This window comes from Rasiella rasia (assembly GCF_011044175.1).
In the GTDB taxonomy this organism is placed as follows: Bacteria; Bacteroidota; Bacteroidia; order Flavobacteriales; family Flavobacteriaceae; genus Marinirhabdus; species Marinirhabdus rasia.
Window position 1 is genome coordinate 2,499,833 of the sequence record NZ_CP049057.1, and the last position, 20,455, is coordinate 2,520,287.

The 20,455-nt window shown below is 38.2% G+C and carries 18 protein-coding genes; 15 read left to right on the forward strand and 3 right to left on the reverse strand.

Going from position 1 to position 20,455, the window contains the following annotated elements; all coding sequences use genetic code 11:
- The first annotated feature begins 36 nt into the window (after window positions 1–36).
- The 11 genes from G5B37_RS11255 (at window position 37) to G5B37_RS11305 (ending at window position 12,174) form a co-directional block, all read left to right on the forward strand.
- The gene (locus G5B37_RS11255; RefSeq protein ID WP_164680128.1) at window positions 37–1,227 is read left to right on the forward strand and encodes a beta-ketoacyl-[acyl-carrier-protein] synthase family protein; all 1,191 of its coding nucleotides are present in this window, start codon (window positions 37–39) and stop codon (window positions 1,225–1,227) included.
- Complete coding sequence (locus G5B37_RS11260; protein ID WP_164680129.1) at window positions 1,224–2,237, forward strand: beta-ketoacyl synthase chain length factor; 1,014 nt, start codon at window positions 1,224–1,226, stop codon at window positions 2,235–2,237. The genes G5B37_RS11255 and G5B37_RS11260 overlap by 4 nt, the downstream gene beginning before the upstream one ends.
- The gene (locus tag G5B37_RS11265) at window positions 2,234–3,007 is read left to right on the forward strand and encodes a polysaccharide deacetylase family protein (RefSeq protein WP_164680130.1); all 774 of its coding nucleotides are present in this window, start codon (window positions 2,234–2,236) and stop codon (window positions 3,005–3,007) included. Before G5B37_RS11260 ends, G5B37_RS11265 begins: the two co-directional genes overlap by 4 nt.
- Window positions 2,994–3,629 (forward strand): outer membrane lipoprotein carrier protein LolA, encoded by a 636-nt coding sequence (locus G5B37_RS11270; protein WP_164680131.1) that lies wholly within the window; start codon window positions 2,994–2,996, stop codon window positions 3,627–3,629. The genes G5B37_RS11265 and G5B37_RS11270 overlap by 14 nt, the downstream gene beginning before the upstream one ends.
- 23 nt (window positions 3,630–3,652) lie before the next feature.
- The gene (locus G5B37_RS11275) at window positions 3,653–4,024 is read left to right on the forward strand and encodes a hotdog family protein (RefSeq protein WP_164680132.1); all 372 of its coding nucleotides are present in this window, start codon (window positions 3,653–3,655) and stop codon (window positions 4,022–4,024) included.
- Between the two features lie 51 nt (window positions 4,025–4,075).
- Complete coding sequence (locus G5B37_RS11280; RefSeq protein WP_164680133.1) at window positions 4,076–5,272, forward strand: DUF2062 domain-containing protein; 1,197 nt, start codon at window positions 4,076–4,078, stop codon at window positions 5,270–5,272.
- 154 nt (window positions 5,273–5,426) lie between these two features.
- Window positions 5,427–7,706, forward strand: coding sequence for an MMPL family transporter (locus G5B37_RS11285; protein ID WP_164680134.1), 2,280 nt, complete (start codon window positions 5,427–5,429; stop codon window positions 7,704–7,706).
- Window positions 7,703–8,572 carry a cupin-like domain-containing protein gene (locus tag G5B37_RS11290; RefSeq protein WP_164680135.1) on the forward strand — a complete coding sequence of 290 codons (870 nt, stop codon included), beginning with the start codon at window positions 7,703–7,705 and terminating at the stop codon, window positions 8,570–8,572. The genes G5B37_RS11285 and G5B37_RS11290 overlap by 4 nt, the downstream gene beginning before the upstream one ends.
- 52 nt (window positions 8,573–8,624) lie before the next feature.
- On the forward strand, window positions 8,625–10,283 hold the full coding sequence (locus tag G5B37_RS11295; RefSeq protein ID WP_318527351.1) for a C45 family peptidase: 1,659 nt from the start codon (window positions 8,625–8,627) through the stop codon (window positions 10,281–10,283).
- Window positions 10,283–11,569, forward strand: a complete 1,287-nt coding sequence (locus G5B37_RS11300) for a phenylacetate--CoA ligase family protein (protein WP_164680938.1) — start codon at window positions 10,283–10,285, stop codon at window positions 11,567–11,569. The genes G5B37_RS11295 and G5B37_RS11300 overlap by 1 nt, the downstream gene beginning before the upstream one ends.
- 95 nt (window positions 11,570–11,664) lie before the next feature.
- A complete protein-coding gene (locus G5B37_RS11305; RefSeq protein ID WP_164680136.1) occupies window positions 11,665–12,174 on the forward strand; it encodes a hypothetical protein in 510 nt (169 codons plus the stop codon).
- On the opposite strand, the gene G5B37_RS11310 is transcribed toward G5B37_RS11305, so the two are convergent.
- Both G5B37_RS11310 and G5B37_RS11315 read right to left on the reverse strand, forming a co-directional pair.
- A complete protein-coding gene (locus tag G5B37_RS11310) occupies window positions 12,158–12,811 on the reverse strand; it encodes a hypothetical protein (protein ID WP_164680137.1) in 654 nt (217 codons plus the stop codon). The two genes, G5B37_RS11305 and G5B37_RS11310, sit on opposite strands and share 17 nt — an antisense overlap.
- 7 nt (window positions 12,812–12,818) lie before the next feature.
- On the reverse strand, window positions 12,819–13,640 hold the full coding sequence (locus tag G5B37_RS11315; protein WP_164680138.1) for a universal stress protein: 822 nt from the start codon (window positions 13,638–13,640) through the stop codon (window positions 12,819–12,821).
- 166 nt (window positions 13,641–13,806) lie between these two features.
- Between G5B37_RS11315 and rimP the strand changes: the two genes are divergently transcribed.
- Genes rimP through infB form a run of 3 tightly spaced genes read left to right on the forward strand, consistent with a single transcriptional unit; the run spans window position 13,807 to window position 18,375 of the window.
- Window positions 13,807–14,271, forward strand: coding sequence for a ribosome assembly cofactor RimP (gene rimP / locus G5B37_RS11320; RefSeq protein WP_164680939.1), 465 nt, complete (start codon window positions 13,807–13,809; stop codon window positions 14,269–14,271).
- A 7-nt stretch (window positions 14,272–14,278) separates the two neighbouring features.
- A complete protein-coding gene (gene nusA / locus G5B37_RS11325) occupies window positions 14,279–15,511 on the forward strand; it encodes a transcription termination factor NusA (protein WP_164680139.1) in 1,233 nt (410 codons plus the stop codon).
- A 59-nt stretch (window positions 15,512–15,570) separates the two neighbouring features.
- Complete coding sequence (infB, locus tag G5B37_RS11330) at window positions 15,571–18,375, forward strand: translation initiation factor IF-2 (protein WP_164680140.1); 2,805 nt, start codon at window positions 15,571–15,573, stop codon at window positions 18,373–18,375.
- Between the two features lie 93 nt (window positions 18,376–18,468).
- Here infB and G5B37_RS11335 read toward each other — a convergent pair whose 3' ends face one another.
- The gene (locus G5B37_RS11335) at window positions 18,469–18,867 is read right to left on the reverse strand and encodes an SPOR domain-containing protein (RefSeq protein WP_164680141.1); all 399 of its coding nucleotides are present in this window, start codon (window positions 18,865–18,867) and stop codon (window positions 18,469–18,471) included.
- A gap of 223 nt (window positions 18,868–19,090) precedes the next feature.
- Between G5B37_RS11335 and G5B37_RS11340 the strand changes: the two genes are divergently transcribed.
- Window positions 19,091–20,437 (forward strand): c-type cytochrome, encoded by a 1,347-nt coding sequence (locus G5B37_RS11340; RefSeq protein ID WP_164680142.1) that lies wholly within the window; start codon window positions 19,091–19,093, stop codon window positions 20,435–20,437.
- Window positions 20,438–20,455 lie beyond the last annotated feature (18 nt).

A 20,455-nucleotide genomic window follows, 5' to 3' on the forward strand; every position in this document is an offset into this window, starting at 1 on the left:
GTTACGGCCTTTGCTGTTTTCTTATAAAAAAATGTAATGTCCAATAAAATTGCCATCACCGGAATAGGAATTATCTCTGCCCTTGGTACTACGGTTGTGGCAAATAAAGCAGCACTACTCAAAGGCGAAACAGGCATCGGAAAACTTCAGAAATTAGACAGTATTCATGCTCCTTCCGTAAAAGTAGGAGAAGTAGCCCAAACCAACGAGCAGCTTGCTCAACGACTTAATCTTTCCGAAGGGCATAATTATACCAGAACCGCGTTACTTGGCAGTGTAGCGGCTCTAGATGCCCTTAAACATGCAAGTATCGATAAAATTTCATCTGCTAGAACAGGGTTGATATCTGCTACGACCGTTGGTGGAATGGACAAAACTGAGCAGTACTTTAAGCATTTTATTAATACCCCCGAAAGTAGAAAATACATTGCGAGCCATCATGCCGGAGATAGCACTCAAAAAATCGCAGATGAACTCGGCATCAATGATTTTACAACAACCATTAGCACGGCTTGCTCTTCTGCAGCCAACGCCATTATGTTGGGCGCTCGAATGATAAATACAGGCCAGTTAGACCGTGTTGTGGTGGGTGGGACAGATGCGTTGTCTAAATTTACCATCAACGGATTTAAATCGCTAATGCTACTAAGTGACACGTATTGCAAACCTTTTGATGCCAATCGTAACGGACTCAATCTAGGTGAGGCTGCAGCCTACTTGGTGCTAGAATCTGAAACAGTAGCAACTGGAAAATCTATTTTGGGCTATGTGTCTGGCTACGGAAATGCAAATGATGCACACCACCAAACGGCTTCCTCTGAAACCGGAGAAGGAGCTTTCTTAGCAATGCGAAAAGCATTAAAGGTGGCTAATTTAAATCCAGAAGATATTAGCTACATTAATGCTCATGGTACCGCTACACCTAACAACGATTTATCTGAAAGCGTCGCATTACAGCGTATTTTTGGAGCTAATTTACCTAGTTTTAGTTCTACAAAAGGGTTTACAGGACACACCTTAGCCGCTGCTGGAGCTGTAGAAGCTGTTTTTTCGGTGTTGGCGTTGCAAGAACAATGCGTTTTTCCGAATATCAATTTTGAAACTGAAATGCCAGAAACCTTACTGAGCCCAATCACTAAATTTCAAAAGAAAACTGTAACCCATGTGCTGTCAAATTCATTCGGATTTGGAGGAAATTGCACTGCCTTAGTCTTTAGTAAATCGTGAAACCTGTCTATATACATAGCGCTGTTTGTATTTCTGCTCAACCTTCTTTTGAAGAACAAGTAATGCATAAATTGCCCTTTTCCGAAGAGAAAATAAAGGCAGTTCATCCTCAGTATCGTGATTTTATTTCGCCTGCTGCAGCAAGACGTATGGCACCAGTGGTAAAGATGGGAGTGACTTCTGCCTCCAAGGCATTATTGGAAGCCAATCTGGTTACACCAGATGCAATTATCACGGGAAGTGGTATGGGTTGTATGCAGGACACTGAAAAATTTTTAAATGCACTATTAAAAAATAACGAACAATTTTTAACGCCTACGGCTTTTATACAATCTACCCACAATACCGTGGGCGGACAAATTGCACTGGGGTTAAAATGTCAGGTTTATAACACTACGTATGTGCATGGATCTCTTTCTTTTGAAAGTGCCTTGCAAGACGCATATATAGCTATCAATGAAAAGGCTTCACAGAAGATTTTAGTGGGAGCTTTTGACGAATTGGGGACAGAATTTGTAGATTACGTCGCTCTGCAAGACAAGCGTACTTCTTCCGCTAAGAATGTACCTTACAGTGAAGGGGCAGGGTTTTTTGTCCTATCTGGAGAAACAACTAAACATAGTGTGCAACTGAAGGGAATGACAACCATTAGCAGTGCTTCGGAAAGTGATATAGTTTCAAAACTGGAACGGTTTTTAGCCTTACACAACTGTTCTTTCGATGCTATTGATATGTTATTTTTAGGTAACACAGGAGATTGTTATGATGGGTTTTACGATGTAGTGCACCGACACTTTCCCGAAGAACTAGAGAAAATTTCTTTTAAAGAATTTTCGGGAGAGTTTTATACTGCCATTACTTTTGCCATGTGGTGGGCGTATTATGTGGTAAGTAATCAGTGTCATCCAGGTGCTCAGGTTGCTTCTAAGGCTGCCCAGCGTTATTCAAATGTGCTTATTTATAATCAAGATAAAGGAAGAAATCATAGTTTTTTATTGCTAGGTAAATGAGCAACTATCTGAAATACATATTGGCATGTATACTCTTTATTTTGGGTGTATATCTTGTTTCTGGAATGCATTTTCAAGACGCATTGTGGGTGTATCTGTTGCTAATCGTGCTTATGATTTTTGTTTCAATAGTTGGACATTTCTCCATGCGTTGGAATTTTCATCTAAAGGCATTTGTAGGGAATAAAAATGAAACGCAGAAAATAGTTGCAATAACCTTCGATGATGGTCCTAATGCGGTATTTACCCCAGACGTACTTTCTTTACTAGAAAAATTTGAAGCGACGGCTACTTTTTTCTGTATAGGACAGAACGTAATTAGGCACCCAGAATTGATTAAAGAAGCTGCTGAAAAGGGACATACAATTGCAAATCATTCATTTTCTCACAGCAGTACCATAGATTTTAATACTACAAAGGGTTGGCTTCAAGAAATTGAAAAGACGGACGCCGCAATCGAAAAAGTATTGGGCACAACCCCTATAACTTTTAGACCTCCTTATGGCGTAACGACACCGGCCTTGGCAAGGGCAATAAAGATTACCAAACACCGTGTTGTTGGATGGAATATACGCCCGTTTGATACGACCCTAAAAAACAAAAAGAAACTAGTTAAACGAATCACAAGGCAGATAAAGCCAGGTGCTATTATCCTACTTCATGACAGTCATGACCGTATTCCATATATTTTGGAACATTTGTTGCTATTTTTGCGGGAGAACAACTATAAAACAGTTTCCATAAACAATATGATGCATGACGCTAGCTAGAACTTTATTTTTACTTGTGCTGCCGTTTTTTATGGCAATGTCATTATACGCACAGACTCCTTTAACAAAACAACAGCAAGATGCTTTCAAACAAGAAGTGTTGTTAAAGGCTAAAAACACCACAACTCTTAGTAGCGACTTTATACAGTCTAAGCATTTAAGTATGCTAGATAATGCTATTGTTTCTTATGGAAAAATGCTCTTCAAGGCTCCCGAAAATATTAGATGGGAATACACCTCACCAAAGCCTTACGCTGTTATTTTTAAAGATGAAATGCTCTATGTAAATAACGACGGTAAAAAAGATGAAATAAAACTAAGTAGTAACAAACTATTTAGAAATTTTAATACGTTAATCGTCCAGAGTGTAAATGGAACCATGTTTGATGATTCGCAATTTGATATGTCGTATTTTAAATTAGATAGTGGATATCTCGTGCGATTTTTACCAAAGGAAAAGCGTTTAAAACGTTTTGTTAGTGCCTTCGAGCTAACTTTTACAGAAACTGCTTTCGATGTTGCTGAGGTTAAAATTGTAGAGCCTAATGATGATTACACACTTGTGGTTTTTAAGAACAGGAGTGCTAATATTTCTATTTCCGAAGAAAAATTTAAACTTTAGCTGGGTTCGTTAGCAGTAAAATTATGAATTTAGAGAGTTTTTACACCATTACTACTCGCACAGAGCCAAACGAAAACACCTTAAATGTAACTATTGAAATTGATAGTTTGCATGAAGTTTTTAAAGGACATTTTCCGGGTCATCCGGTAGTGCCGGGTGTTGCATTACTGCAAATTAGCAAGGAGCTCTGCGAGACATATACGGAGACCCCATTAGTAATGAAAGAGGCAAGCAGAGTTAAGTTTGTCAACCTTGTTAATCCGCTGCAAAACAATCAACTCAATTTCACCCTAACATTTGAAGCTAAAGAAGGCCTTTTAAAAGTGAAAAATAGCACTACTTTTGTAGACCAAACACCAGTTATGCAGTGCATGCTTATGTTCGAGAAAATTTAGGAAAAAAAGTCTCGTTTAAATGTAAAAGTGAGCTTTTTAGAATACCAATATTTGAAAAAACACACAACATTATCTGAACGCTTACAACGGCTTAAATGCTGTGTTGTACTGGCTACGTACAACAACGAGAATACCCTTGCCGCCGTACTAGACGGAGTCTTGGTATACACAAATACTATTATCTTAGTTAACGATGGGTCTATAGATAGTACTCCGGAAATTTTAACTAATTACCCACAGCTTATTGTAATAAACCTTCCGAAGAATAAGGGAAAGGGAAATGCATTAAAAATTGGATTTAATAAAGCCCTTGAATTAGGATTTGAACGCGCTATAACGTTAGATACTGACGGACAGCATTTTCCAGAAGATTTACCAAAATTTGTTCAGGCTCTTGAGGCCTCAGATGATAAAAATCTCTTCCTCATTGGCGATAGAAACATGAACGAAGCAGATGTCTTAGCGCGCAGTGCAAAAGGGAATCGGGTGTCTGGATTCTGGGTTCGTTTTGTTACAGGTTTAGATTTAAACGATACGCAATCGGGTTTTCGGTTATATCCTTTAAAGGCACTTAAGCAAATACGTTTTTTAAAATGGACTAAAAAATTTGAGTTTGAAACGGAAGTAATTGTTAGAGCTCATTGGCGAGGTATTAAGGTAGTAAACTTGCCTATAAATGTTTTATACCCTGAAAATAGAGTTTCGCACTTTAGACCTTTTATGGATATTGCGCGCATCGTAGTTCTTATTATAGGGTTCATAGTAATAAAAGGGGTGTATATAATTCCTCGAGATTTCTACAGAAGGTTAAAAAAAAAAGGATTTAGAAAATTCTTTATTGAAGACTTTTTAGGTAGTAATGATAGTCCGAAAAAGAAAGCTCTTTCTATTGCTTTGGGTGTGTTCGTTGGGTTGTCACCACTTTGGGGCTTTCACACTGTGATAGTTATTTTTTTAGCAATTTTCTTTAAATTAAATAAAGTCATTGCATTTACATTTAGCAATGTAAGCTTTCCGCCATTTATACCTTTTGTGTTGTGGGCTAGTCTCCTTACGGGGAATTTTTTACTCAGTGAAACAACGTCTTCGAGCATAACTGAACTTACAGATTTTAACGCAATTAGACACTTAGAGAGTTATTTGCTAGGAAGTATTGTGCTTTCTATTAGCGCAGCGACTATTTTTGGATTGTTGGGATATGTTATTTTAATATTGTTTCAACGTAAAAACAGAGCCGTAAGTGTTTAATTTTTTTCTAAAAACGTACCACTACTTTCGCCGTCACAGAATGCTATTTTGGTCTGGGATGATCTTAGTATTTACAGTGTTAGGGTTTTTAGCAAGCCGGATTACCTTCGAAGAAGACATTGCTAAATTAATACCGAAAACGTCGCAGAATGAAATGTTGCAGAAGGTATTAAACACCGCTAACTTTTCAGATAAAATTATTGTGCATATCAAAAAAACCGATCAAGGAACGATCGAGGATATGACCCAATTGGCAACAGCCATAACAGATAGCCTACAAACCAATTTTAAGAGCTCTGTGAAAGAAATTCAGGGTGTTGTAAACGAAGATGATGCTCTTGAAATTATAGATTTTGTTTACCAAAATTTACCTCTCTTTTTAGCTGAAAGTGACTATGCATTACTGCAGCAAAAGATGAACGAAGATAGCATACAGGCCATTACTAAAGCTAATTTTGAAACCTTGGTTTCTCCTACGGGTATGCTGGCCAAAACAACGATTGCTCGAGATCCGTTAGCTATTACTTTTCAAGGAATGAACCAACTCAAGGCATTGAATGCCTCAGATAATTTTGTGCTTAAAAATGGTTTTCTAGTGAGTAAAGATGAGCAAGATCTTTTACTTTTTGTAACACCGGTACATAGTACTTCTGAAACGGCAGCAAATGAAATTTTTGTAGCGCGATTAGAATCGTTACGTCAACAATTAAATGCAGTATACGGTACAAATGCTACTGCTACTATTTACGGAGGAGTACTTATTGCAGTGGCAAATGCCCAACAAATAAAAAAAGACATTCAATACACCGTTGGAATATCGGTACTTGTATTGCTTTTAGTTTTTGTGTTATTCTATAAGCGGGTCTTAATTCCGTTAATTTTATTTGTACCTACCGTATTTGGAGCACTACTTTCTGTGGCGCTACTAACGTTTCTGAGAGGAGAAATTTCTGCAATTTCGCTCGGGATTGGCTCAGTTTTACTTGGAGTAACCTTAGATTATTCTTTACATATTTTAACTCATATTAAAAACGGCGAAACAAAACAGCAAGTATATAAGTCGGTTACTAAACCGATGATAATGAGTAGCCTCAGTACGGCATTCGCTTTTTTGTGTCTGCTTTTTATAGATTCTCAAGCCTTACAAGATTTAGGTCTATTTGCTGCGGTTAGTGTGTTAGGCGCTGCTTTTTTTGCTTTGGTTTTTATTCCTCAGGTTTATGTGCCACCTAAAATTGATAGCAGTAAAAGGAATCTAATAGACCGTATTGCGAGATACTCTTTTCAAAGCAATAAGTTTACAATTGCATTACTAGTATTGGTTGTAGTTGCCAGTGTCTTTACTTACAATAATGTTGTCTTTAACAAAGACCTCACAGCGCTAAACTATGTGCCTAAACAACTTAAAGATGCAGAACTTCAACTAGACGGTGTAATGAACACAAAGTCTAAGTCGTTATACGTAGTAACTTATGGCGACAAACTAGAAACAGCGCTTCAAGCTAATGAGAACGCTTTCAAAAAGCTTACTCGATTAAAAGAAGACAAGAAGCTGCTGAGTTTTAATTCTGTAGCTGGATTGGTTTCTTCTGAAAAGAATCAATTCTCAAAAATTGAACGCTGGAATACATTCTGGCAAGAGGGAAAAATAGATTCTGTAACTAATTTATTGAAGCGAAGTGGCGCCGAGTATGGATTTAAGTCTACATCGTTTGCACAGTTTTACGAAACCCTTTCGGCAAATTTTCAGCCAATTACATTAGTAGATTATACAGATGTACCTTCACTTTCTGTAACCGATTTTATAACTGAAACAAAAGATTTTTCTACCGTCACTACCTTGGTTAAAGTTTCCGAAGAAAACTCTGAACTACTAACCAATACGTTTCAAGATGTAAAAAACACGCTAGTGGTAGATCGTTTGGCGATGAACGAAACCCTGTTAGGGAATTTGAAAAACCAATTTAATCAGCTTGTCTTATATAGTTTTCTAGCGGTATTTGTGCTATTGCTTTTATTTTATAAAAATTTCAAAGTTGTGCTGGTAACCGTTATTCCAATTGTACTTACTTGGTGTATTACTATTGGTGTTATGGGCATGCTTGGCATTACCTTTAATGTGTTTAATGTTATTATATCTACGTTTATATTTGGGCTTGGAGTAGACTATAGTATTTTTGTTACAAACGGCTTGCTACAAAGTAAAAATGGGCAACAGCATACGTTGCATTTGCACAAAACAGCTGTTTTATTGTCGGTGCTAACCACAATTTTAGGCGTGGGAGTTCTTGTTTTTGCCAAACATCCAGCGTTGCATTCTATTGCTTGGGTTGCTATTATTGGAATTTTCACAGCAATGTGCGTTTCGTTTACTATTCAACCATTGTTGTATCAATTTCTTATTTTTAAGAAGGAAAGAAAAACAGAATTGTGAGCAAAATAAAAAGCATACCCGTTACTGTTCTTAACAGTATAAGCAAAGAAGAATTTGTAAAAGAGTACTACAAAAAACAGCGCCCTGTGCTCATAAAAAATCTTACTAAAGATTGGGGCGCGTATAAAAAATGGAATCTAGATTACATTCAGAATTTGGCGGGTGAGCAAGAGGTGCCGTTGTATAATAATGTTCCTACAAAGGGATATAAAAAATCTGTTGTGCCAGCCAAAACAATGAAGCTGCGAGATTACATTGACGTATTAAAAAAGGGTCCTACAGATTTACGTATGTTTTTTTACAATGTGCTTCAAAAAATGCCCCAGCTCACCAAAGATTTTGACTATCCCGATATCGGATTGCCTTTTTTCAAGAAACTTCCAGTTATGTTTTTTGGAGGAAAGGGGAGTAAAGTACTCGCCCACTACGATATGGATTTGGCAGACTTGCTGCACGTACATTTTCACGGTACAAAAAAGGTGACACTCTTTCATCCAGACCAGACGAAATATTTATACAAAGTACCATACACTGTGCATAACTTGGAATCTATAGACATGGATAACCCAGATTTTGATACCTACCCAGCCTTGCGCGATGTTACAGGAATTTCTGTTACCATGACCCACGGCGATGCCCTTTATATGCCAAGTGGTTACTGGCACTATATTACTTATGAAGATGCTGGCTTTTCAATTACCTTACGGGCATTTCCTAGACGTATAAAACCATTAGCTGAGCTCTTCGGAAACTTGCTGTTTATGAGAAATTTTGAAAATATCATGCGCAGAATTCGAGGAGAAAAGTGGACCGATTACAAAGAAAGAAAGGTGCTTCGAGACATTAATAAGAATTATGAGAAGTAAGTTGTTGCTACGTATATGTTGTGCGAAATTTTCTTGGTTTAGCAGGAAAAATTTGCAACAAGCGGTATGTGCAATTCTCGTAGCTGGAATGTTCGTTTCATGTGGTGTAAAGAAATCACTAAACAACCTTCCAAACATCTCCAAATATGCTTCCCAAACAGCAGAAAAGATAAAGGTAAACGATAGTACTTTTGTACAAGGCAACAATTTTTTACTGAAGAATGGCCATGGTCTGTGGGAGTTGTACGTAGAAGGCAACCCCTTGCAACGAGGTTTGGCAAACGGAAATCTTACGCAGTCACTTTATTACAAGCAGGAAAAAGTATTCTTAGATAAGGTAAACAGCCTAGTACCTTCTGAAGGCCAACAAAAATTCTTAACTAAGTTCTTAAAATGGTACAACAGAAAAATGTACCTCCATATACCAGAGGAGTACAAAGCCGAAATCTACGGAGTGTCGCAATTTGCTTCTAACCAATTTAATACTCTTGCTACGCCCTATTTACGCTCGCTGTATTTGCACGGCGCACATGATATTGGGCATGCCTTACAAGACTTGATGTTGGTGGGTTGTACTAGTTTTGCAGCTTGGGACGACAAAACAGAAGACGGAAAGCTACTTATTGCAAGAAATTTCGACTTTTATGCGGGTGATGCCTTTGCTGAAGATAAGATTATTGCGTTTGTGAGTCCGGAACAGGGCCATAAATTTATGAGTGTAACATGGGGAGGTTTTATAGGAGTGGTTTCTGGCATGAACAATCAAGGGCTCACAGTAACCATAAACGCAGGAAAATCTAAAATTCCGTTGGTGGCTAAGACTCCAATATCGCTGGTTACTAGAGAAATTTTACAATATGCCTCCACCATAGATGAGGCCGTTGCCATTGCTAAAAAACGTGAAGTTTTTGTTAGCGAATCTATTCTAGTGGGCAGTGCTAATGATGGAAAAGCTGTTTTAATAGAGGTTTCACCAACAAATTTTGGTGTATTTGAAGTTAGCAATAGCTCAGCATTAGTTTGTGCTAATCATTTTCAGAGTGATGCCTATAAAAATGATAGGCGCAACAAGAAGACAATAGCAGAGAGTCATACTTCGTACCGGTTTCATAGAATGTCTCAACTTTTGGGTGCTGCAGAAAAGGTAAATCCGTTAGAGGCCGTAGAAATCTTAAGGAACCGAGAAGGTATAGATAATACACCTATTGGGTATGGTAACGAAAAGGCACTCAACCAGCTGCTAGCTCATCACGGTATTGTTTTTCAACCAGAAGACTTAAAAGTATGGGTTTCTTCAAATCCGTACCAAATGGGCGCTTTTATTTGTTACGATTTAAATACTGTTTTTGCTGAAAGAGAACAGGTGCCACGGCAGACCATTTCCGAAGAGAACAACAAAATCGCTGCATCTCCATTTCTAAAAACAGATGCCTATAAGAATTACGAATCCTATCGCAGGTTGGAGCATAACATTGAGGCCGAAATTGAAGCTGATAACTTCGGAAAATCACTTAATGTTGAAAATTTAGTACGTTTAAATCCGAACTATTGGAAAGCTTATTATTTGGTAGGGCGTTATTATTACGAAACAAAAAAGTATGAAAAAGCAGCAGAAAACCTGTCGCAAGCGCTTCAAAAAGAAATACCTTCGTTAGCTGAAGTTACGTTGGTGCAAAAATATGCACGTCGGGCAAAACGGAAATTAAAATGATGAAACTAGGTATCGCAACAAAATCTGAAGAAGAAATTAAAGCCTTTCAAGAGCATCAATTGAAAGAAACGTTGGCGTATGTGATGGCTAATTCTGCGTTTTATAAAAGAGCGTATGCACAGGCAAATGTTAAAGTTTCAGACATTCAAACGCTAGAAGACCTGCAGCATCTTCCAGTGACCACAAAAGACGACTTACAGCAATACAATGACGATTTTTTCTGTGTTTCTGAAACCGAAATTATAGATTATGTTACTACCTCAGGCACCATGGGAAATCCGGTACTTGTTGGTCTAACAGATGCCGATTTAAATAGGCTTGCTTATAATGAGGCATTGGCGCTTAGTTGCTCGGGCATCACAAAACAGGATACGGTTCAATTAATGACTACTATAGATCGACGATTTATGGCAGGGTTGGCCTATTTTATGGGGCTTCGAAAGCTTGGTGCGTCGGTAATTCGAGTAGGATCTGGAGTGCCAGAATTACAATGGGATAGCATCTTAAAATTTAGTCCCACCTATCTTATATGTGTGCCTTCTTTTCTTCTAAAAATGATTGCTTATGCTAACACCAATGGTATCACCATTTCTGAAACTTCTGTAAAAGCCGCCATTTGTATTGGAGAGCCAATTCGCGATGCAGATTTTAAATTAAACGCGTTAGGTAAAAAAATTGTGTCTGCATGGGATATAGATTTGTTTACAACCTATGCATCTACAGAAATGCAAACAGCGTTTAACGAATGTCACAATCATAACGGCGGACATTTAAATCCTGAGTTACTTATTGCTGAAATTTTAGATGAACACAACCAGCCTGTATCTAATGAGGCCGTAGGAGAGTTAGTTATTACTACATTAGGCGTAGAGGGAATGCCGTTAGTTCGCTTTAAAACCGGCGATTTGGTGCAAAAGCATGTAGATTTATGCGATTGTGGAAGAAATACACCAAGATTGGGTCCAGTGATTGGCAGAAAGCAGCAAATGATAAAATATAAAGGAACTACCATATACCCGCCGGCAATGTATAATGTGTTGCAGGATTTCGATCAGATACAAAGTTTTATCATAGAGATTTTTAAAAATGATGTTGGAACCGATGAAATTGTGCTTAAAGTCGTTTCAGACGATATTTCAGAAACATTTAAAGAGCGTATAAAAGATCATTTTAGAGCCAAATTACGTGTTAGTCCAGTCATACAATTTAGTACAGAAGAACTTTTAAGTTCGTTAAAGTTTCCGAAGATGAGCAGAAAACCAGTGCTCCTTATTGACCGTAGGTAGTTGGTATACAGAGTATTCTTACAGATAAATGCACTAAATTTGGAGTTTTTGTAGTACTTTTAGATGTACTCCCCTTCACTTTCTAATGCGTTACTATGGATTTTAAATGGTATGAACTGTTAATCCCGATTGTCACTGGAATCTTGGGATATTTACTTCGACTGTTTTTTGATAAACGGAAGGAACTTTACAGCGAGGCAACAAAGGAGCGAAGAAAACTTTACCTAACGTTTCTTGAACTTACAATGGATTTGTTTCAGCTAACTGCAAATCAGGCGAAATTAGAACAGTCTGAGTTTCAAACAAAATTTGCGACTATTAACGAGAAAATGTTCGCGTTTTACACAACGTATATGTTGTATGCTACGCCAGATGTAATTACTGCGCTTTCAAATTTTAAGCAGTTTCAGTATCAATACATCGGGAGAGAACACGAAACAGATTTAAAAGCTCAATATGAGATGCTAGGTGCGGTTATAAAGGAAATGCGCGAAGATTTAGGACTGTCAAACAAAGATCTAGGCAAAAGTGGTGAAAAAGTGTTTAGAACTATGCTTACTAACTATAATACCATTATGACAATGAATGCTACCGATTTAAAATAGGGACGCTTTCTTGTAACAATCGCCAAGTGTATCCTAAGGAGCTGGTTTCGTCTAAATCGAACACAGAATAATAACGTTTCATTTTGTTAGTATCGTTAGCATCTACCATTATAGGATTTAGGCTTCCAGGATTATTATCCTGATGTATGGAAAACCCGTTGACCACTAATTTCCACTGATTGTTTCGTAGTACGTATAAATAGTATTTTGTAAAAACGGGGTCTTTTAGCTTGCTTTTTACCAACAACAAGTCTCGATCAAATTCGTCGAAGCGCAATGTTTCTAATGTAGCGCCGTAGCTTTCGTTAAGTACAATAGCGGGTACATCTGGTTTTTCAAATTTAATAGTAGTGCGTCCGCGTCTGCGATCTACTTTATCTACAACTGCATAAAATGGAACTTGATCTGCCCTAAAATTGGCAGTTACCGCTCCTTTGGGCAACTTAGGCTCTATAATAACGGGTAATTCGTCTTTAGGGATATTTACTACAGTGGTAGTATCTTCGACCGTTGGGGTGGGGCCAATAACATTTTTCGATTTATCTGCTGGGGCTACGCATCCAAAAAGGAGCGTAAGGGAAACTGAGATGGCAACTTGCATGAATACGTTGGGTTTGTTGCCTTTTATAACGCGCATATGTAAATTAAATTTTAAAAGTGATTACTGGCATATTTGCGTGATTTACTAAATCTTCACTTACACTTCCGTTAAAAAAATGTGATAATCCTTTTCTGCCATGTGTGCTCATTCCAATAAGTTGCGCGTCTATCTTGCGAGCAAAGCCTAAAATACCCTTTTCAACACTCGTATCGTTATACACATTGGTGGTATAGTTTTCTGCTTGCATACCACTTAGAAAGCGAGTCATAATAGCGTCTGCTTCTTCGCTTGTTTTGAAGTCTGCAGGGGTGTTTACAAAGAGCAAGTGCATTTTAGCCCCCATTGCTTTGGCAAATTGTTGCGCACTCTTGAAGGGCTTTTTACATTCTTCGCTGAAATCGGTTGCGAAAACAAAGTTGTTAATGTCGAATGTGGTGTGCTCATTTTTAATCACCAAAACCGGAATGTGTGATGTGCGAACAACCTTTTCGGCATTACTACCAATAAACATCTCTTTAAAACCACTTGTACCATGAGAACCCATTACAATGAGGTCTATTTTTTTTTCAGTAACGGCCAATTGTACATCGTTGTAAATTTCGTCATGCCCAATAGCCTGATGTATTGGTACTCCAGATAAATACTCGCGTTTTAAAAGTTTCTCGAAATTTTGTTCTGCCAGCTTGATAAAATAGAGTGATTCTGGCATCGCCCCACTATTACCAGAATTTGCTAAATGAGATGGTAAGTCTAGCGAGTGTTCTAGATAGATTTCGGCCTTGTTTTTTCTTGCAATTTGAGCCGCAACCTTTAAGGCGTTTTCTGCTTGAGGCGAAAAGTCGGTGGGAACGAGAATACGTTTCATACGTGTTTAGTTTTGGAAGATTAACTATCAGGAAGATACAAAAATTAATCCATGGGCTTTCTTTTTTTAATTCTGAAAAATGTAGTATATTTGCACCGAATTTGATACGCAACTAGTAGAGGGGACACAAAAAGTCCCCTCTTTTTATAGCCCAAATTTAATGTAGATAATGCGAAAAAAAGTTGAAAACTTATTGAACGAGGCCTTAGCTGAAAAACCATCATTGTTTTTGATTGACCTTTCTATTTCAGAAGCCAATCAGATACGAGTGATTATTGATGGGGATGCAGGTGTGTCTGTTCAAGATTGTATAGATGTGAGTCGTGCTATTGAGCACAATTTAGATAGAGAGGAAGAAGATTTCTCTTTAGAAGTTCACTCTGCAGGAGTTTCAGAACCTTTGTCTATAGTGCGCCAGTACAAAAAAAATCTTGGAAGAAGTTTACAGGTTAAAACTGAAAACGATACCATTGAAGGGGAGCTAACAGCAGTTACTGATGATGCGGTAACCTTGAAATGGAAAGCGCGCGAACCCAAACCGATAGGAAAAGGCAAGGTAACCGTTCAGAAAGAAGCGGTATTGCCATACAACGATATTGTTGAAGCAAAAGTGATGATAAAATTTAATTAAAAATGCCATGGAAAATTTAGCATTAATTGATTCGTTTTCTGAATTTAAAGATGATAAACAGATAGATAGAGTAACGCTTATGGCGATACTGGAAGAGGTTTTTAGAAATGCTTTGAAAAAGAAATTTGGTAGTGATGATAACTTTGATATCATTGTAAACCCAGATAAAGGAGATTTAGAAATTTGGAGAAATAGAATTGTAGTAGCAGATGGCGAGGTTGAAGACCCAAATGAAGAAATTTCTTTAACCGAAGCACGTAAAATTGAAGATGATTTTGAGGTAGGAGAAGACGTTTCGGAAGAGGTGAAATTAATGGATTTAGGACGACGTTCAATTTTGGCATTGCGCCAAAACTTGATTTCTAAGATTCATGAGCATGATAATACTATAATTTACAAGCAGTTTAAAGACTTAGAAGGTGAAATTTATACCGCAGAGGTACACCATATTCGTCACCGTGCGGTAATTTTGTTAGATGATGATGGAAACGAAATTATCCTTCCAAAAGACAGACAGATTCCTTCAGATTTTTTCCGTAAAGGAGATAACGTTAGAGGTATTATTGAAAGCGTAGAGCTAAAAGGAAATAAGCCTGCGATTATCATGTCGCGTGCGAGTCCGTTGTTTTTAGAAAAATTGTTTGAACAAGAAATACCGGAAGTCTTTGATGGTTTGATCACCGTAAAAAAGGTAGTGCGTATTCCAGGCGAAAAGGCAAAAGTTGCTGTAGATAGTTACGACGACCGTATAGACCCTGTTGGAGCATGTGTAGGTATGAAAGGAAGTCGAATTCATGGTATTGTACGTGAATTAGGCAATGAGAATATAGATGTAATTAATTACACAAATAACCTTAACTTGTTTATTACGCGTGCACTTAGTCCTGCTCGAGTAACTTCAATTAAACTTAATGAAGAAACAAAAAGAGCTGAGGTAATATTGAAACCAGAAGAAGTGTCTAAAGCGATTGGTCGTGGCGGACATAACATTCGTCTTGCAGGACAATTAACAGGTTTCGAAATTGATGTGTTAAGAGAAGGAGCTGAAGAAGATGTAGAATTAAGCGAATTTTCTGATGAAATCGAACAATGGATTATCGAGGAGTTCAAGAAAATTGGTCTCGATACTGCAAAAAGTGTGTTAGAGCAAGAAGTGAAAGATCTTGTAAAGCGTACAGACCTTGAGGAAGAAACCATCCAAGAGGTAGTGAATATATTAAAAGAAGAATTTGAAGAGTAGTTTTAACTTAGTACACATTTAACTACTTTTACAACACTTTAGAAAAAAGGAAGCATTTTATGGCTGAAACAAAAACAATGAGGCTAAGCAAAGTATTGCGCGAATTCAATATCTCGCTAGATCGTGCCGTGGAATTTTTAGGTTCCAAGGGCTATGAGGTAGAGGCACGTCCTACTACCAAAATATCTGGTGAAGAATATGAAGTGCTGTTTGATGAATTTCAGACAGATAAGAGCAAGAAAGTAGCCTCAAAAGAAGTTGGCGAAGAAAAGCGTAAAGAAAAAGAAGAGTTGCGTCTAGAACGCGAACGTGAGCAAGAAGAGAAGGAGCAAGCCGCTGAAGCCAAAATAGAAGCCAAAAAGGTAATTAAAGCAGAAGCCAATTTAGAAGGTTTAAAACCTGTAGGTAAAATAGACCTAGAGGGCGACAAAACTGTGAAAAAGAAGAAGGAAGCTGCGGCTCCTGCTGAAAAGGAAAAGGAAGTAGTTGCTAAAAAGGAACCTGCTAAAGAAGAAGCTCCTAAAGAAAAAGAAGCTGAAAAGAAACCAGCTGCTAAGAGTACTAAAAAGAAGGAAGAAATAGTTGAAGAAAAAGCGCCAGTAGCTAAAAAGGCTGAGGTGAAACCTGAAGAACCTGCCAAAAAGGTGGAGAAAAAGGAAGAGGCTCCGGCAAAAGAAGCAACTAAAGAAGCGCCTTCTGAAGAAGCTACCCTAGGAACTGATGTTGTAGAAACAAACTATAAAAAACTTGATGGGCCAAATTTCACTGGTAAGAAAATAGATCTTTCTCAGTTCAAAAAGCCAGAGAAGAAAAAGCCAGCCGCTAAAGGAGGAGATGATAAAGAGAAACGAGGACGTCGAAGAAGAATAAGTAAAGGTCCAGGGACTTCGGGCGGTTATAATAATAACAGAGGTAAAGGAAAAGGGCGTACAAATGTGCCAAAAGAAGAGCCTACCGAAGAAGAAATCCAAAAACAAGTACGCGAGACCCTAGAAAAACTTCAAGGGAAATCGTCTAAAGGAAAAGGTGCTAAATACCGTAGAGAGAAACGAGATATCCACCGTCAAAAATCGGAGGACGAATTAGCACAACAAGAATTAGATAGCAAATTGCTGAAAGTAACAGAATTTGTTACCGTAAGTGAAGTTGCAACTATGATGGACGTGCCAGTGACTAATGTAATATCTGCATGTATGTCGCTAGGAATGATGGTGACTATGAACCAACGTCTAGACGCTGAAACGTTAACGATCGTTGCGGAAGAATTTGGTTACGAAGTTGAATTTGTAACTGCAGACATCGAAGAATCTATCTTTGAAGAAGAAGATGCTCCAGAAGATTTAATAGATAGAGCTCCTATTGTAACTGTAATGGGTCACGTAGATCACGGTAAAACATCGCTCTTGGATTATATTCGAGAAGAAAATGTAATTGCCGGTGAAAGTGGTGGAATTACACAGCACATTGGTGCATACGGTGTACAGCTGGAGAATGGTCAGAAAATCGCTTTCCTTGATACACCTGGTCACGAAGCCTTTACGGCAATGCGTGCTAGAGGAGCACAGGTAACAGATCTTGCTATCATTGTAATTGCAGCAGATGATGATATTATGCCACAAACAAAAGAGGCAATTTCTCACGCTCAGGCGGCTGGAGTTCCTATTGTTTTTGCCATTAACAAAATTGATAGACCTACCGCAAACCCAGACAAGATTAAGGAAGGGTTAGCCCAAATGAATCTTTTAGTAGAAGATTGGGGCGGAAAAATACAGTCGCATGACATCTCTGCGAAAACAGGAGAAGGTGTTAAAGAACTTTTAGAAAAAGTATTGCTTGAAGCTGAATTGTTAGAGCTAAAAGCAAATCCAGATAGACAAGCCAATGGTACGGTAGTAGAAGCATTCTTAGACAAAGGGCGAGGATATGTTTCAACGATTTTGGTGCAAGGTGGTACGTTAAAAATTGGAGATTACGTATTGGCTGGACAGCACAGTGGTAAAGTAAAGGCAATGCAAGATGAACGTGGTAAAGACGTCCAAAAAGCAGGTCCTTCTACCCCAGTCTCTATTCTAGGATTGGATGGAGCACCACAAGCCGGAGATAAGTTTAATGTGTTTGAAGATGAGCGTGAAGCAAAAGATATTGCTAACAAGCGCACCCAATTGCAACGTGAGCAGTCTGTTAGAACACAGCGTCATATTACTCTAGATGAAATTGGACGACGAATTGCACTTGGAGACTTTAAAGAGCTTAATATTATCCTAAAGGGTGATGTAGACGGTTCGGTTGAAGCGCTTACAGATTCGTTCCAGAAATTGTCTACAGACGAAATTCAAGTGAACATTATTCATAAGGCAGTTGGACCGATTACAGAAAGTGATGTATTATTAGCGTCTGCTTCAGATGCGATTATTATCGGATTTAACGTACGCCCAATGGGTAATGCAAGACAAATAGCCGATAAGGAAGAAATCGATATCCGTACTTATTCTATTATTTATGCAGCCATCAACGACCTGAAGGATGCAATGGAAGGAATGTTGTCTCCAGAAATGAAAGAGGAGATTACAGGTACTGCAGAGATTAGAGAAACCTTTAAGATTTCAAAAGTGGGAACTATTGCAGGTTGTATGGTTACCAGTGGTAAAATACTGAGAAGCAATGGTATTCGTTTAATACGCGAAGGCGTAGTAGTTTACACAGGTGAACTGGCATCGCTAAAACGATTCAAAGACGATGTGAAAGAAGTTGCGAAAGGTTACGACTGTGGTATGCAAGTGAAGAACTACAACGATATATTTGTTGGGGACATTATTGAAGGTTTCCAAGAAGTAGCGGTAAAGAAAAAGTTGAAATCGAAGTAATTTTCGAAAGACACAAAAAGCAAAAGGCTTTCAGAATACATTCTGAAAGCCTTTTTTTATGGATTTTGTTTTTAATCTTGTCTTTGCCGTAGCTTAATTTTTGCCTTTCGCAGGCTGTAGAATAAATGCTGACGAAAATTTCTTCTTTATCTCTAGTAAGGCTCTTTCGGCTTCTAGTCTCGTGGTGAAATCGCCCACCCAAACCTTGTAATTAGGGGTTTCGTATTCTAAAGACACAGGCCACGCAGAAAAGCTGCCTCGCACCCGACTCATATTATAATTCGCTTTAGATAAATCTCCATTGTAAATTTGTATGGTGAATCCATCGCTTAATTTGTTCTCCTTTTCAAGTTGCTTTTTTAAGGTAAGGAGCTTCGGAATCTGACTGTCTTGATTAATCGTTACAGTAGCTGGTTGGCCAAAGGAAATTTCCGAAGTAAATAAAATTAAGATGCTGGCAATGAACAATTTAAATATCTGAGAAGTTTTCATGTTGCTTATTTATGTATGCAAAGGTAAAAGTTAATAACATTTCCGAAGCCAATTTTATTATTTAGAATTAGTATAAATTAGTCATTAACACTTTATTTAGATTTCTAAAATTGGTAGAAACACGTACTTTTGCACAGTTATTTATGGTGCGTTGCCGAACATTAATTTCGGTAGGTATATAACCAATTACGTGCCAAACTATTGCCAATAATTAATCATTAGTATGCAAAAGGTGAAGTTTATAAATCTACCCTCAATAGTATCGCTTATACTGTTGGCGCTCCTGTTAACTTTCTCAAACCAAACATTCGCACAAGGCGATAATCAAGCTGATACTGCAAATGAAGCAGAACAAACTACGGCTAGTACGCCAGAGGCAGATGGTGTTGGTGATACTGCTGCAGGTGAAGCACTGTTTAAAGCTAATTGTGCTGCCTGCCATAAGTTGTATAAAAAGGCTACAGGACCTGCGTTATTTGGAGTTTCTAAGAAGTACGATCGCCAATGGTTGTACGATTGGATTCATGACAGTGCCGGCCTTATTGCTTCTGGAGATGCGAAGGCGGTAAAGATATTTGAGGAGAACAACAAATCTCCAATGACGGCTTTCCCTGCATTGACCGAAACTGACATTGACAACATTTTAGCATATACAGATACTGAGAAGTCAACCCCGCCACCGCCAGAAGTTACTACTTCAGGTGGAGCCGGAACTGGTGGAGGTGTTTCAAATAATATTATTCTTGGTGCGTTGGCGCTGGTATTTTTGCTGTTAGTGGTGATGTTGTTTTTGGTGAACAACACCTTAAAGAAAATTGCAACTGCCAATGGTGTTGCATATCCTGAGCAGCCAAAACGCACTCCTATCTGGAAAGCGTTTGTTGAAAATCAATTTTTAGTTTTTGTAAGTGCAATTCTATTATTGTTAGCGTCTGCGTACTTTATGTATGGCTTCTTTATGCAGGTAGACGTAAATCAAGGTTATGCGCCGGTACAGCCTATTCACTATTCGCATAGAATTCATGCGGGAGAAAATCAGATAGACTGTAAGTACTGTCACTCATCTGCTAGAAAGAGTAAAACATCTGGAATACCATCGTTGAATGTATGTATGAATTGTCATAAGAACATTTCTGAAGTTTCTGAAGACACCTATGCTATGGGTAAAAATGAGTTTGGTGTAGATTATAACGCTGAAATTCAAAAACTTTATAAAGCTGTAGGTTGGGATGAAGCATCACAAACGTATACTGGAGAGACCGAACCAGTGAAGTGGGTTCGAATTCATAACTTGCCAGACTTTGCGTATTTCAATCACTCGCAGCACGTTACTGTGGCTGGAGTAGAGTGCCAGACATGTCACGGGCCAGTTGAAGAAATGGAGATTATGGAGCAGTTTTCACCACTTACTATGGGTTGGTGTATTAATTGTCACCGTGAGACCAATGTAAATGTGGCAGGAAACGAATATTACAAAGAAATTCATGATCAACTTTCTAAGAAATATGGAGTAGATCAGCTAACTGCAGCTCAAATGGGCGGGTTAGAATGTGGTAAGTGTCACTACTAAATTGAAGTTTAGTAGTTT

Bases quoted from the DNA above. Each gene is read 5' to 3' on its own strand.
- G5B37_RS11300 (WP_164680938.1), top strand. From the start codon at position 10,283: ATGAAACTAGGTATCGCAACAAAATCTGAAGAAGAAATTAAAGCCTTT.
- G5B37_RS11270 (WP_164680131.1), top strand. From the start codon at position 2,994: ATGACGCTAGCTAGAACTTTATTTTTACTTGTGCTGCCGTTTTTTATG.
- G5B37_RS11340 (WP_164680142.1), top strand. From the start codon at position 19,091: ATGCAAAAGGTGAAGTTTATAAATCTACCCTCAATAGTATCGCTTATA.
- G5B37_RS11315 (WP_164680138.1), bottom strand. From the start codon at position 13,640: ATGAAACGTATTCTCGTTCCCACCGACTTTTCGCCTCAAGCAGAAAAC.
- G5B37_RS11285 (WP_164680134.1), top strand. From the start codon at position 5,427: ATGTTGCAGAAGGTATTAAACACCGCTAACTTTTCAGATAAAATTATT.
- G5B37_RS11275 (WP_164680132.1), top strand. From the start codon at position 3,653: ATGAATTTAGAGAGTTTTTACACCATTACTACTCGCACAGAGCCAAAC.
- G5B37_RS11305 (WP_164680136.1), top strand. From the start codon at position 11,665: ATGGATTTTAAATGGTATGAACTGTTAATCCCGATTGTCACTGGAATC.
- G5B37_RS11255 (WP_164680128.1), top strand. From the start codon at position 37: ATGTCCAATAAAATTGCCATCACCGGAATAGGAATTATCTCTGCCCTT.
- infB (WP_164680140.1), top strand. From the start codon at position 15,571: ATGGCTGAAACAAAAACAATGAGGCTAAGCAAAGTATTGCGCGAATTC.
- G5B37_RS11335 (WP_164680141.1), bottom strand. From the start codon at position 18,867: ATGAAAACTTCTCAGATATTTAAATTGTTCATTGCCAGCATCTTAATT.
- G5B37_RS11310 (WP_164680137.1), bottom strand. From the start codon at position 12,811: ATGCGCGTTATAAAAGGCAACAAACCCAACGTATTCATGCAAGTTGCC.
- G5B37_RS11265 (WP_164680130.1), top strand. From the start codon at position 2,234: ATGAGCAACTATCTGAAATACATATTGGCATGTATACTCTTTATTTTG.
- nusA (WP_164680139.1), top strand. From the start codon at position 14,279: ATGGAAAATTTAGCATTAATTGATTCGTTTTCTGAATTTAAAGATGAT.